Annotated in this window: 11 protein-coding genes; 5 read left to right on the plus strand and 6 right to left on the minus strand. The window is 66.2% G+C overall.

Annotated elements, in window-relative coordinates:
- The first annotated feature begins 196 nt into the window (after nucleotides 1-196).
- From G6N15_RS19725 to G6N15_RS19735, 3 genes are read left to right on the plus strand one after another with little or no spacing between them, the layout of a single operon-like run.
- Nucleotides 197-760 (plus strand): hypothetical protein, encoded by a 564-nt coding sequence (locus G6N15_RS19725; RefSeq protein ID WP_083089226.1) that lies wholly within the window; start codon nucleotides 197-199, stop codon nucleotides 758-760.
- Nucleotides 761-817: 57 nt separating this feature from the next.
- Nucleotides 818-1,246, plus strand: coding sequence for a type II toxin-antitoxin system Rv0910 family toxin (locus tag G6N15_RS19730; RefSeq protein ID WP_083089227.1), 429 nt, complete (start codon nucleotides 818-820; stop codon nucleotides 1,244-1,246).
- A 54-nt stretch (nucleotides 1,247-1,300) separates the two neighbouring features.
- Nucleotides 1,301-2,761, plus strand: a complete 1,461-nt coding sequence (locus G6N15_RS19735; protein ID WP_083089228.1) for an aminotransferase class I/II-fold pyridoxal phosphate-dependent enzyme — start codon at nucleotides 1,301-1,303, stop codon at nucleotides 2,759-2,761.
- 10 nt (nucleotides 2,762-2,771) lie between these two features.
- Here the strand turns inward: G6N15_RS19735 and G6N15_RS19740 are convergent, their stop codons facing one another.
- On the minus strand, nucleotides 2,772-3,068 hold the full coding sequence (locus G6N15_RS19740) for a hypothetical protein (RefSeq protein WP_083089229.1): 297 nt from the start codon (nucleotides 3,066-3,068) through the stop codon (nucleotides 2,772-2,774).
- A gap of 96 nt (nucleotides 3,069-3,164) precedes the next feature.
- Nucleotides 3,165-3,773: a TetR/AcrR family transcriptional regulator gene (locus G6N15_RS19745; protein ID WP_232070282.1), complete on the minus strand. Its 609-nt coding sequence runs from the start codon at nucleotides 3,771-3,773 to the stop codon at nucleotides 3,165-3,167.
- A gap of 105 nt (nucleotides 3,774-3,878) precedes the next feature.
- On the opposite strand from G6N15_RS19745, the gene G6N15_RS23355 reads away from it, so the two are divergent.
- Nucleotides 3,879-4,742 (plus strand): SCP2 sterol-binding domain-containing protein, encoded by an 864-nt coding sequence (locus G6N15_RS23355; RefSeq protein WP_232070283.1) that lies wholly within the window; start codon nucleotides 3,879-3,881, stop codon nucleotides 4,740-4,742.
- Nucleotides 4,743-4,779: 37 nt separating this feature from the next.
- A complete protein-coding gene (locus tag G6N15_RS19755) occupies nucleotides 4,780-6,093 on the plus strand; it encodes an NAD(P)/FAD-dependent oxidoreductase (RefSeq protein ID WP_083089230.1) in 1,314 nt (437 codons plus the stop codon).
- Nucleotides 6,094-6,160: 67 nt separating this feature from the next.
- Here G6N15_RS19755 and G6N15_RS19760 read toward each other — a convergent pair whose 3' ends face one another.
- From G6N15_RS19760 to malQ, 4 genes are all read right to left on the minus strand, one after another.
- Nucleotides 6,161-7,909, minus strand: coding sequence for a molybdopterin-dependent oxidoreductase (locus G6N15_RS19760; protein ID WP_083089252.1), 1,749 nt, complete (start codon nucleotides 7,907-7,909; stop codon nucleotides 6,161-6,163).
- A 291-nt stretch (nucleotides 7,910-8,200) separates the two neighbouring features.
- Entirely contained in the window at nucleotides 8,201-8,659 is a 459-nt protein-coding gene (locus G6N15_RS19765) for a nuclear transport factor 2 family protein (RefSeq protein ID WP_083089231.1), read from the minus strand.
- On the minus strand, nucleotides 8,656-9,537 hold the full coding sequence (locus G6N15_RS19770; RefSeq protein ID WP_083089232.1) for an LLM class F420-dependent oxidoreductase: 882 nt from the start codon (nucleotides 9,535-9,537) through the stop codon (nucleotides 8,656-8,658). Before G6N15_RS19770 ends, G6N15_RS19765 begins: the two co-directional genes overlap by 4 nt.
- Nucleotides 9,538-9,548: 11 nt before the next feature.
- Entirely contained in the window at nucleotides 9,549-11,702 is a 2,154-nt protein-coding gene (gene malQ / locus G6N15_RS19775) for a 4-alpha-glucanotransferase (RefSeq protein WP_083089233.1), read from the minus strand.
- Nucleotides 11,703-11,924: the final 222 nt, after the last annotated feature.

An 11,924-nucleotide genomic window follows, 5' to 3' on the forward strand; every position in this document is an offset into this window, starting at 1 on the left:
GGGATTGGTGTGGTGCGGTGGACAACCAGACGGGAAATCGGACCAGGGCGCCGATGCGCCGTCGCGCCGGTGCAATGCCCGATCTTCTCACAGGGACAGCCGACTCCGCAGCAGCCGCCCGGCGGGCATCGAGAAATTCTCGGACGTCAGAGGGTCAGCGGTCGACAACACCGCTGACGTGAGACGGTATGAACTTATGCTGCCCCAAAACTACGTGACCTACGAAGAGTTCGGTCGACGGTTCTTCGAGATCGCTGTCACCGAGGAGCGCGTCGCGGCGGCATTCAGCCAGATCGCCGGCGAGCAGTTCCAGACGGGCCCGATGCGTCAGGGGCCAGGGGGCCTTGCCCGGGTCAGCGCCAACGTCAACATCCAGCAACCGCAGGTCACCCGGAACCTGGGACAGATGATCACGTTCGATATCCGGATTCCGCTGGCCATCGAGATGATCGTCGATCTGCGGTTGGACAAACAGCGGTTCATGGTCGACGGCGAAATCGCTTTGCGCGCCTCGGCGCATGCCGCCGAGCCGCTGCTGTTGGTCATCGAAGTCAGCAAGCCGAAGCCGTCCGACATCATGGTCCACGTCGCCGCCACGTCGATCCGCGGCGAACTGTTACGGATCGTCGCGGGCGTCGACGGAGAAATCCGGCGCTACATCGCCCAGTACGTCGCCGACGAAATCGACTCCCCGCAATCACAAGCGGCCCAGGTCATCGACGTCGCAAAGGAACTGGCCAGCGCCTGGGACGGTAACTGACGTCCGTCACGGCGGGTTGGTTTATCCCCTTACCGCGCGCGGGTATGAGTCGCCGGCATGGCACGAGTAGACGTTTCGACGACATCCGAGCTTGAGCCCGCGGCCGCCTGGAAGCTGGCGTCCGATCTGAACCGGTTCGGCGAATGGATGACGATCTTCGGCGGCTGGCGCAGCCCCGTTCCCTCGACCGTCGAAGAGGGCACGTGCGTGTCGGCGTGCATCAAGGTCAAGGGCTTCCGCAACGTCGTTCACTGGACGGTGACCCGGTTCGACGAGCCGGAAGTGATTGAACTGCAAGGCCGCGGCCGCGGCGGAATTCGGCTCGCGGTCGAGATGACGCTCAGCGACAACCATCCCGGAACCGCGTTTCATCTCACCGCCGAGCTCAAGGGCGGCGTGCTCAACGGACCGATCGGGGGGCTGGTCGCCCGGGTGCTCAAGTCCGACGTGCATAAGTCGATCAACAACCTGGCCGCTCTGCGCTGACGGCATCGCTGGATCGCGGCCGGAAGCGCGCGGCTCGCGCAGTATCGTCTGGCCATGGACCACAGCCGGGCGCCGTTGTTGGAGGCTTTGGCCGACTACCACCGCAAAGGCCGGTACGGGTTCACCCCGCCCGGGCATCGGCAGGCCCGAGGGGTCGATGAACGGGTACTGGCGGTGCTGGGCCGCCAGCCGTTTCACGCCGACGTGTTGGCCAGCGGCGGCTTGGACGACGCACGCTCGACCGGCCAGTACCTCGAGCAGGCCGAGGAACTGATGGCTGATGCCGTCGGCGCGTCGTCGGCGTTCTTCTCCACATGCGGCAGTTCTTTGTCGGTGAGGGCAGCGATGATGGCGGTTGCCGGCGGCGCGGACACGGGTCTGCTTGTCCCGCGCGACAGCCACAAGTCGATCGTCGGCGGCCTGATTTTCTCCGGCATCCAGCCGCGCTGGATCACGCCACGTTGGGATGTCGAGCGCCACTTCTGCCACCCGCCGTCACCCGAGCGGGTCGCCGCAGCGTGGGAGAAGTACCCGGATGCGGCGGGGGCACTGATTGTCAGTCCGTCGCCGTATGGCACGTGCGCCGACCTGGTCCGCATTGCGGAGATCTGTCACGAACGCGGCAAACCGCTGATCGTCGACGAGGCGTGGGGCGCTCACCTGCCGTTTCACGACGACTTGCCGACCTGGGCCATGGACGCGGGGGCCGACATCTGCGTGGTGAGCGTGCACAAGATGGGCGCCGGCTTCGAGCAGGGCTCGGTCTACCACGTGCAGGGCGACTTGGTCGACTACGACCGGCTGTCCGCCTGCGCGGACCAGCTGATGACGACCAGCCCGAACGTGATGATCTACGCCGCGCTCGACGGCTGGCGTCGGCAGATGGTGCAGCAGGGTCGCGAATTGCTCGGCACCGCACTAGAACTGGCTAGGCAGGCCCGGGAACGCATCGGCCGAATTCCCGACGTCGACGTCATGGAAGACGAGCTGCTCGGCACCGAGGCCTCGCACGACCTGGATCGGCTACAGGTGTTGGTCGACGTGTCGGCCACCGGCACATCGGGATATCAGGCGCGTGACTGGCTGCGTGAGCATCGCCATATCGATCTCGGTCTGGCCGATCACCGCCGCGTTTTGGCGACGTTGTCATTCGCCGACGATCAGCTCACCATCGACCGGCTGGTGGACGCTTTGGTGGCCTGGCGCAAAGCGGCCGAGTCGTTCGACCCTCCACCACAGCTCCGATTGCCGTCGCCGGACGAATTGCAACTCGAGACGGTGATGCTGCCGCGAGATGCCTTCTTCGGTCCCGTCGAGGTGGTGCCCGCAGCCAAGGCGGCTGGCCGCATCGCCGCCGAACAGATCACGCCGTACCCGCCCGGGATTCCGGCGGTGGTGCCGGGCGAGCGGCTCAACGAGGTCGTCATCGAGTATTTACGGTCTGGCGTACGAGCCGGGATGGCGTTGCCCGACCCCGCCGACCAACAGCTGGAACATATTCGCGTCGTTGCCTGACTGCCGCCGTTCAGCGTCCAGCGCCGGGCGGGTGGGGGAGCCGTTGGCGTTGAAGTTCGCGTACCCGCCTGCCTTCCATGGTCAGCCAACCGAGCCCGGCTCCGACGGAAAGCAGCGCGACGACGACGGCTGCGACACCGACGCCGACTTGTCCCATCGCGAACGCGGCGAGGCAGACCACGAACGCCACCACACCGGCTCCGAGCAAGACGAGCCCGGGCACCTTCGCCGTGTCTTTGATCGATTCGCCCGCGCGCGGCCGTGTAGTTCGGTGGTGGTCGACCGGGTCGTGGAAGTTGTCCCCCATAAGCCTCTCCTCTGCTGTCGCTCCGCTGCCGCGTCGGGCATATCTTGACCACCTACCCGAATTGCCGCGAGGAAAAACGGCTCGCCACTGCAGTTGTCAGGCCGGGCGGAAACCGTTGAGCAGGGCCCGCATCGACCGCGCGACGGCGTCGCGGGTTTCGGAAGGATGCGGGGAGTTGGCGATCAGCATCGCCCCGCGACTCAGCGCTCCCAGCAGCAACCGGGTGACGGTCTCGGGGTCGTCGACGCGCAGCGTGCCGGCCGCTGCGGCTGCTCGCAGGGCCTCGACGATCACCGCAAACGCGTAGCGCTCGTCGAGCTCGGTGTAGCGGGCCACTCCCAGCACCGCAGGGCCGTCGATGATCAAGATGCGTTGCAGGTCGGGTTGCAGCACGGCCCCCAGGAACGCGTCGAAGCCGCGAGCGAGCTCGTCGAGATCGTCGGCTGCGCCCTGCGCCGCTTCCATGGCTGCGCTCATCAACTCGGTGTGCGCATGCTCGAAAACCGCCTCGAAAAGCGCGGTTTTGGTGGGGAAGTGGTGGTAGAGGGCACCGGTGGTGACCCGGGCCGCTCGTGCCAGGTCGTCGACCGACGTGGCGCGAAAGCCGTTCTGGCCGAACAGTTCTCGACCGGCACGAACCAGAGCGTCACGGGTCTGGGCGACTTGCTGGGCGCGCAGCGATGAGCGTGGCGTCGGATCAGGCATGGCCTCCACTTCCGTGTGCTGAACCGCGAAACAGCCTATTGACATAGCACCGCTATGTGAGATAGTTGCACTATCTCAACCGCTATGCCAACAAAGGACTTGCTGATGAAGACCGCACCCGTGATGCCCGCCGGGCCCACCGACGATGTCAGCCGCGCCGACGGCGCCACCAGGGCCGCCTTTGCCGAGGCCATCGGCCGCAGCGCCGAGCTGTGGCGCCGCATCGACAATCCCAGCGCGCCGGTGCCGGGACTGGCGTGGAACGTCGGCCAGACCGCAGCACATGTGGTCGGCGATCTGAGCGAATACACCGAGGCACTGAGTAGCCACGTCAACGGTCGCGACGTTTCCAGCGAGTTGCCTGATGAGCGACCCTGGCGGCTGCGCACCGCGGTCAACGCGCACCATCTGACGGTTGTGCCCGAACGAGATCCGCGCCGGCTCGCCGACATGCTGGAGCAGACCGCGGTTCGCTACCTCGCTGCCGCGGCAACGGTCGACGCGTCAGATCCTCCCGCGATCGCCACCGCCGACGGGTTGGTTCTCGAGCCGGCGCTCATGACGTGCCTGCTGCTCGGTGAGCAACTGGTCCACGGCCTCGACATCGCCCGAGCCGCCCATCAACCGTGGAGCATCCGCCGCGAGGACGCGTTGCTGGTGCTGCCCGCTGTGCTGGCGCTGGCACCGAAGTATCTGCGGCCGGACCGAAGCCGCGGCGTGCAGGTCAGCTTCGAGCTGCGCCTGCGGGGCGGGCCCCGCTACCGGATGACGGTCGACGACGGCACCGGCGTGGTCGGCCCGGCCGGTGAGCGCGCCGACTGTGTCATCACCGCCGATCCGGCAACGTTCTTGCTCGTCGGCTACGGGCGCGTCCCGCAGTGGGCGCAGATCCTTCGGAGCAAGCTGCGTGCCAGCGGCCGTAAGCCCTGGCTGGCAGCGAAATTCGGCACACTGCTCGCCAGCCCGTAGACCGGTCGGCCGCGGGCCCACGACTACAGTGGTCCCAATGGCATCGGTCGTGATCGTGGGCAGCGGATTCACCGGTTTCGAGTGCGCACGCCGACTCGCGCGTCGATTGCGGCGCAAAAGGGCATCAGACGTCGACGTCACAATCATTTCGCCGTGCGACTACATGCTCTACACGCCGCTGCTGCCCGACGTGGCCGGCGGAGTGGTCGACGCGCGGTTCGTGACCATCCCGCTGGCCGGCACACTCGACGGGGTGGGCAAGGTGCGCGGCCGCGTCGACAGCGTCGACCTCGACCGGCACACGCTCACGTTCACCGACCTCGAGCGGCGCTCGTCCGAAATGTCCTGGGACCGACTGGTGCTGACGCCGGGATCGGTCACCCGCTTGTTCGACATACCCGGATTAGCTACCCACGCAAGAGGGTTGAAGTCGATCGCGGAAGCGCTCTACTTGCGTGACCATGTGCTCGAGCAACTCGAGCTGTCGTGTGTGGATTCCGACGAGGAAAGCGCGCGGGCGCGGCGCACGATCGTCGTTGTGGGGGCGTCCTATTCGGGCACCGAACTCACCGCGCAGCTTCGCGCGTTGGCCGACGCCGCCGCCAAGCAGATGGAATTCGATCCTGCCGCAGTCAAGTTCCTGCTTCTCGACTTGGCCCAGCAGGTGATGCCCGAGGTCGGCGAGAAGCTCGGTGCCCGAGCGATGCGGGTGCTGCGGCGCCGGGGAATCGACGTCCGGTTGGGCATGACCCTCAACGAGGTGCACGCCGATCACGTTGTGCTCAGCGATGGTTCGCGGGTGAACACCCGCACTGTCGCGTGGGTTACCGGCGTTGCGGCGGCACCGCTCATTCAGACGCTTGGACTGCCGACGGAAAAGGGTCGGTTGAAAGTGCAGACCGATCTACAAGTGCCCGGCTATCCCGACGTGTTCGCCGCCGGTGACGCCGCAGCGGTGCCCGACGTGACTCAGCCCGGCAACATCACGCCGCCCACCGCCCAGCACGCCATTCGGCAGGGCAAGGTGCTAGCCGACAACGTCGCGGCGAGTCTGGGCTACGGGAAAAAGCGCGAATACAAACATCGCAACATGGGCTTGGTGGTGGACCTCGGGCCTCATCATGCCGTGGCGAACCCCTTGGGGGTCCACTTGACCGGATTCCCGGCGAAGTTCGTCACCCGCGGCTATCACCTGTACGCCATTCCGCGGCTGGTCAATCGGTGGGCCGTGTCGCTGGCCTATCTCACCGACCTGTTCTTCCCGCGCACGCTGGTGTCGATGGGATTGTCGACGCAAAGCGACGCGGAATTCTCGACGAGCGAAGGCATTCCGCTGCCGGAAACCGACTAGCGCCGAGCAGACGCAAAAGCCCCCAATTTCGTTGCAAAATAGGGGCCTTTTGCGTCTGCTCGCGCTGTTAGAGCGTCTGGTGGCGGCCGAAGTACTTGTGGTCTTCGCTGTAGCCGCCGTAGCCGCTGCCGATGTCGCGGTAGTCGGCGACGAACTCGATGCCTTTGATCCACTTCACCAGCTTGAAACCATGCTGCAATTCGTTGCGGAGCCGCAGCGGCTTGCCGTGCATGTAGGGCAGCGGCTGGTCGTTCATGTTGTAGGCCAGCATGGTCATGTGGTGGGTCATCTGGTCGATGGGATGCGCGTTGTAGTAGATCCCACCGGTCGCGCCGAGACCCATCGAGTAGAACACCACCCATTTGGCCTCGGGCAGCGGTTTGACGATGTCGAGGAGCGTCTTCATTTGCACGCCACCCCATTTGGCGACGCCCGACCAGGCCTGGATGCAGAAGTGCTGGCTGATCTGCTCGTGGTAGGGCAGTGCCTTCAGGTCGTCGAGCGAGAACTCCATCGGGTTCTCGACGAGGCCGTAAACCCGCAGGCGCCAATCGCGGAAGTCGTTCTGCTCCAACTCTTTGTACTCGACCGTCTCCGGCAGGCGCCCGTTACGCCAGTGATGCGGTGAGATGTCTTCTTCGGTGAACGCACCCGGCTTGGGGTCCAACTTCTCCAGCATGCGCTGGAAAGGCCCGACCAGCGCGTAGCCGACCCGCTGCACCACCCGCGGGTGACGAATGGTGAACGGAGTGGCCCAAACCCACGCCACCGCCGTCACCACCATTGCCGCAGCGAAAAACCAAAAACCGAGCCAGCTGTCGTCGTCGCGGGCGGCGAACATGTGGTTGAGGTTGCGCAGCGCCTCGGTGGTGAACACCAGCGTGACGTGCACCAGGATGAAGAACAAGAAGTACACCAGCACCACGAAGTGCAATGAGCGTGCGTGCTGAATGCTCAGCCGCTTGGACAGCCAGTGCACACGCTGCGATAACGCAGGTGACATCCCCAGCCCGGTGATCAGCGCAGCCGGCGCGGCGATGAAGACCGTGGTGAAGTACGCCAGCACCTGCAATCCGTTGTAGGCAACCCATCCGTTGTCGGTCGGCCAATGCAGCGACAGGTATTGAATCGCCACCGACGCAGAGTTGGGGAAGACATCCCAGCTGGTCGGCACGATGTGCCGCCACTGCCCGGTCGCGAACAGCAGAACGTAGAACACCGCGCCGTTGACCAACCACAAGACGTCGACGCCCAGGTGCCACCACCGAGCCAGGCCGATGGAGTGCCGGAATCCGGGAAGGCCGAAATGCCTTGGCAACGCAACGGTGTCGGCATTAGCCGTCCAGTACTCGTCGTCCGGAACGGGTGGACCGACCCGCAGCCATTCGTCCTTACCGGGTGTGGCGTTGCGGCTGAAGTAGAGCCGCGGATGGTCGCACAGGATCTGAATCCCGGTCCTGATGATGAACATCATCATGAACAGATTGAAGAAATGGGTCCAGCCGATCCACGCCGGAATGCCCGGCTTGACGCCCTTGGCGTCGGTGCCGGGGTAACGGTGGATGAATGCCTGCACCGCCGGCATGTGGTACAGGCCCTTACCGATTGCCACCGCGGCGACCAGCAGGGCGAAGCCGATCGGAATCAGCCACAGGAGGTTGAACCACTTGTCCCGGCCCACCCGCAGTTTGGGCGCGGTGGCCCGCCTGGTCAGGTCGAATCCGCCGCCGTAGGTCTCCACATCGATGGTGTCCTCGGCGGTATGCACCTCGCTGCGATAGTTCGGATCGAACGTCAGCGGCGTGCCGACCTGCAGTGACGTGGCGTTGCCGTTATGCGCTGCCGTAGCAGTAGCAGCCGAATCACCATGCCCTTGAGCACCATTAACGTCCGTCGTCGTCACGCGGCTGAAGATACACGAAGAGATCTGTGAGCCATGGTTAACCCCGTGGAAACAATTGCTGGGAGTTAGCTTTGAATCCTGAACTCGCTAAACATCGACTCTGAGCCCCTCGCTCCTTTGTGTGCGCGATATCAGCGGTTCGGCTGTCGTTCACTCCTGCGTCACGCAATAGCCATAGAGGTGCCGGCCCACGTGGGGTGTGGCTCAATGGCGGACCCGTCGCACTGGCCTGGTCTCGATGGCGTTGAGCGTCAACACGCGGCGAGAGATCCGCCACCCGCCATCGGTGCGCTGATATTCGTCGTCGTAGCGCACATGCCACACCACGTCGACGAGCTCGTCCCCGCGTCGGTCCCAATGGTGGGCGATGCAGGTGATGCGCCCGCGGGCGGCGTCCGGCCCGGGACCGGCGTCGTAAACCTCGCCGACGATCGCATGCTCGGTGCGCAGGGTCGTGGCAACCGCGCCGATCGCCGTGCCGATGGCCTCCTGCCCGGTGTGACGCACGACCGGCTCGAGGCGAGCCGGCGGGTCTGGCACAGTCAGCTCGGCGCCCTGCGTGAAAAGCAGTACCACCTCGTCGAATCGGCGATCGTCGATCCCGCTGGCGTAGCGGTGCACGAGATCCGAGAGTGCCGCTCGATCGGCTGCGGAGACCGTCACGTCGTCAGCGCTAACCGCTGCGCGCAGGCCGACAGAACATCCTTCGCCTCTTCGAGATCGGTGATCGCGGGCATACCCAGCACAATGCGGTCGGCGCCCAGATCAGCGAGCCTGCCCGCGCGTTCGGCGTCGATCTTGGTGACCAGATGGCCAAGAGAAATCTCCAAACCGGCCGGGTCGCGACCGGCTGCGACCGCTTCGTCACGCATCACCGTCAGCAGCGACGCCAACTGCGCGCCGCCGACACCGAGGGGCTGAAAACCGTCGCCGAAGCGGCCCGCCCGTCGCGCCGCCGCCCGGCTATGCCCGCCGATGTGCACCGGAAGACGCGGCCCTGCAAGAGGTTTCGGGTAACACATGACGTCATCGAAGTCGAAGAACTCACCGTGATGACTGACGCCTTGCGGGTGATCGGCCCACAGTGCCCGCAGCACCGCCAACTGCTCGTCGGCCCGCCGGCCGCGGCTGGCGAATGCGACCCCACACGCTTCAACCTCTTCGCGCAACCAGCCCACGCCGACGCACAGCCGAAGCCGACCACCCGAGAGCGCATCCACCGTCGCCGCGCGTTTGGCGAGCACGACGGGGTGGTGGTTGGGCAACACCAGAACTCCGGTAGCCAACCCCAGCCGTGTGGTCTGGCCGGCCAAAAAAGCAAGCAGCTCAAGGGGATCCGGTACGGGGCAATCGGCTGTCAAGTCGACGCGCCCAGAACTGTCGTAGGGGTAGACGCTGTCGTAGCGGGCCGCGAGCACGGTGTGCTCGGCAACCACGATCGATTCGAAACCGCAGGCTTCCAGGTGCGCCGCGAAGCTCACCATCCAGCCGGGGTCCGCGGTGACCCCGGCGGCGACCGGGGCGACCACGGCGACTTTCATGGGAACCGAAGCTAACAGGTGGGTTCCGGCGCGGTTTGAGCGCGCATTGCCTCGGCCAGCGCCGCCGCGCGACGGTCGGTGAACACGTCTTCAAGCAGCATCGGCCGACCGTCCGGCCCGGCCAGCGGTACCCGCCAATTGGGATATTCATCGGTGGTGCCGGGCTGGTTCTGGGTGCGCCGGTCGCCGACCGCGTCCGTCAGCGACAGGCCGAGCAGCCGCGACGGGGTACGGCCCAGATACCGGTGCAAGGCAAGCACGACCTGTTCTTGGTCCTGTTCGGGATCGGTGTGGTTATCCAGGAGCCCGACCCGGCGCAACTCCGCCAGCCACGCGTCCAACTCGCGCCGATTGGCCTCCAGTTCCTCCTCAACGGGCCGGGTCAGCAGGTCGAGCGCATTGCGCAGTCGCACATGCTCTCCGGTCAGATAGCCGGCTGTCGGGGGCAGATCGTGGGTGGTGACCGACGACAGGCAGTACTCCCGCCATCGCTCAGCGGGCAGTGGGGCGCCGTCGCCCTCTCGGTCGAGCTCGAACCACAGAATCGAGGTGCCGAGCACGCCGCGAGCCCGCAGATAGTCGCGCACCCACCGCTCGACGGTGCCCAGGTCCTCGCCTACCACCAGCGCACCGGCCCGGTGCGCCTCCAGAGCAACGATGCCGACCATTGCCTCGTGGTCGTAGCGCACATAAGTGCCCTCAGTGGGGGGTGCGCCGCGAGGGATCCACCACAGCCGAAACAGCCCGATGATGTGGTCGATGCGCACGCCGCCGGCATGCCGCAGCACCGTCCGGATCAGCGCGCGGAACGGCTCGTACTCGTGCTCTTCGAGGCGGTCCGGCCGCCACGGCGGCTGTGACCAGTCCTGGCCGAGTTGGTTGAACTCGTCCGGGGGTGCGCCCGCCGTCACACCGAGCGCCAGCACGTCTTGCAGCGCCCAGGCGTCGGCGCCGTCCGGGTGCACGCCGACAGCAAGGTCGTGCATTATGCCCAGGCCCATCCCGGCCCGAACCGCCTGGGACTGCGCAGCGGCGAGCTGCTCGTCGAGTTGCCATTGCAGCCACCGGTGATAGTCCGCGGCGCGGCGATGCTTCGCGACGAAATCGGCGACTCCCGGTGCGGCGGGGTGCTGTAGCGATCGCGGCCATTGATGCCAGTCGCCGCCGTAGCGCTCGGAAAGCGCACACCAGGTGGCGAAGTCGTCCAGCGCGCTGCCCTCGCGGGCGCAGAACGCCTCATATGCCAGCTCGCGTCCCGCTGACCGTGGTACCCGGTACACCTGCTTGAGTGCCCGGCGCTTGGCCGCCCAGGCGGTGTCGCGGTCGATCAGCTCGGATTTGTCGGCCCGCTGCTGGACCTCCGCGCGCTTGCGCCATACCCGGCCACGCTTGCGCAGGTAGGCGAATTCCGGGATTGCCTCGACGCGAAGGTAGAGCGGGTTGACGAAGCGTCGCGACGCCGGCAGATACGGCGAAGGTTCCATGGGCTTCGTCGGCGTGGCCGCATGCAGCGGGTTGACGAGCACATACCCGGCCCCATGCTTCGACGCCGACCAGACGGCGAGGTCGGTCAGGTCGCTGAGATCCCCTACGCCCCAGGATTGCCGGGACCGCACGCTATAGAGCTGGGTGGCTAGGCCCCAGGTGCGGCGGGCGCCGAGCCGCTCGGGGATCCCGAGCCAGTCCGGCGTCACGATCAGCGCGGCGTCAGCCTCGAGCCCGCCGGAACGCAGATGCAGCCGGTGGTAGCCCAGCGGCAGATCGGTGGGCAGCACAAAGCTGGCTTCGCCGATCGAGCGGCCGTCGATGTCGAACGGTGCGGTGAAGTTGTCGACCTGGCGCAGGCCGCGGCGCACGGTGCCGTCCTCCAGTTGCACCCACACCTCGGCAGGGTCGCCGTGGGTGACATGCGCCCAAAACCGGGTCTCGGCGCCGGCGCGCACGACGATCGTGGCCGGCAGCGGACGTGACCAATAGGAACGCTCATAAACATCCAGCGCCGCGCTGCGTTCCTGCTCGGTGGCGGCCGCAACGCCGAAAGCGGCGAGCACAGCCACCAAGGTGCTCTCCGGAATGGCGAGGTTGCGACCGGCCCAATCCTCGTACTCGGTGGCGATCCCAAACTTTTCGGCGAGGTCGGCCAACGAGGGCGCGGGCTCAGTCATGCAGCCATCTTGCTTGGCGACCGGCGGCCGCGCCGCCGCGGCCCGGACGTGCCGGCGCTAGCGCGTTTGCCTGGCGGACACGTGACGGTCACGTGAGCGTCACCGAACAACAGGGCTGGCGTGGTGTGTTAGCCGCTACTCTGTTCGCCGAGCCGACTTTGCTGTCCGCGGCTACGATGCCAGTGAAGACTCAACCATTTCAGCGGGGGACATGACGACTGA

Source organism: Mycobacterium noviomagense (assembly GCF_010731635.1).
Lineage (GTDB): Bacteria > Actinomycetota > Actinomycetes > Mycobacteriales > Mycobacteriaceae > Mycobacterium > Mycobacterium noviomagense.

Coding starts and splice junctions, on each gene's coding strand:
- G6N15_RS19735 (WP_083089228.1), top strand. CDS start 1,301: ATGGACCACAGCCGGGCGCCGTTGTTGGAGGCTTTGGCCGACTACCAC.
- G6N15_RS19740 (WP_083089229.1), bottom strand. CDS start 3,068: ATGGGGGACAACTTCCACGACCCGGTCGACCACCACCGAACTACACGG.
- G6N15_RS19770 (WP_083089232.1), bottom strand. CDS start 9,537: ATGAAAGTCGCCGTGGTCGCCCCGGTCGCCGCCGGGGTCACCGCGGAC.
- G6N15_RS19755 (WP_083089230.1), top strand. CDS start 4,780: ATGGCATCGGTCGTGATCGTGGGCAGCGGATTCACCGGTTTCGAGTGC.
- G6N15_RS19730 (WP_083089227.1), top strand. CDS start 818: ATGGCACGAGTAGACGTTTCGACGACATCCGAGCTTGAGCCCGCGGCC.
- G6N15_RS19725 (WP_083089226.1), top strand. CDS start 197: ATGCTGCCCCAAAACTACGTGACCTACGAAGAGTTCGGTCGACGGTTC.
- G6N15_RS23355 (WP_232070283.1), top strand. CDS start 3,879: ATGAAGACCGCACCCGTGATGCCCGCCGGGCCCACCGACGATGTCAGC.
- malQ (WP_083089233.1), bottom strand. CDS start 11,702: ATGACTGAGCCCGCGCCCTCGTTGGCCGACCTCGCCGAAAAGTTTGGG.
- G6N15_RS19745 (WP_232070282.1), bottom strand. CDS start 3,773: ATGCCTGATCCGACGCCACGCTCATCGCTGCGCGCCCAGCAAGTCGCC.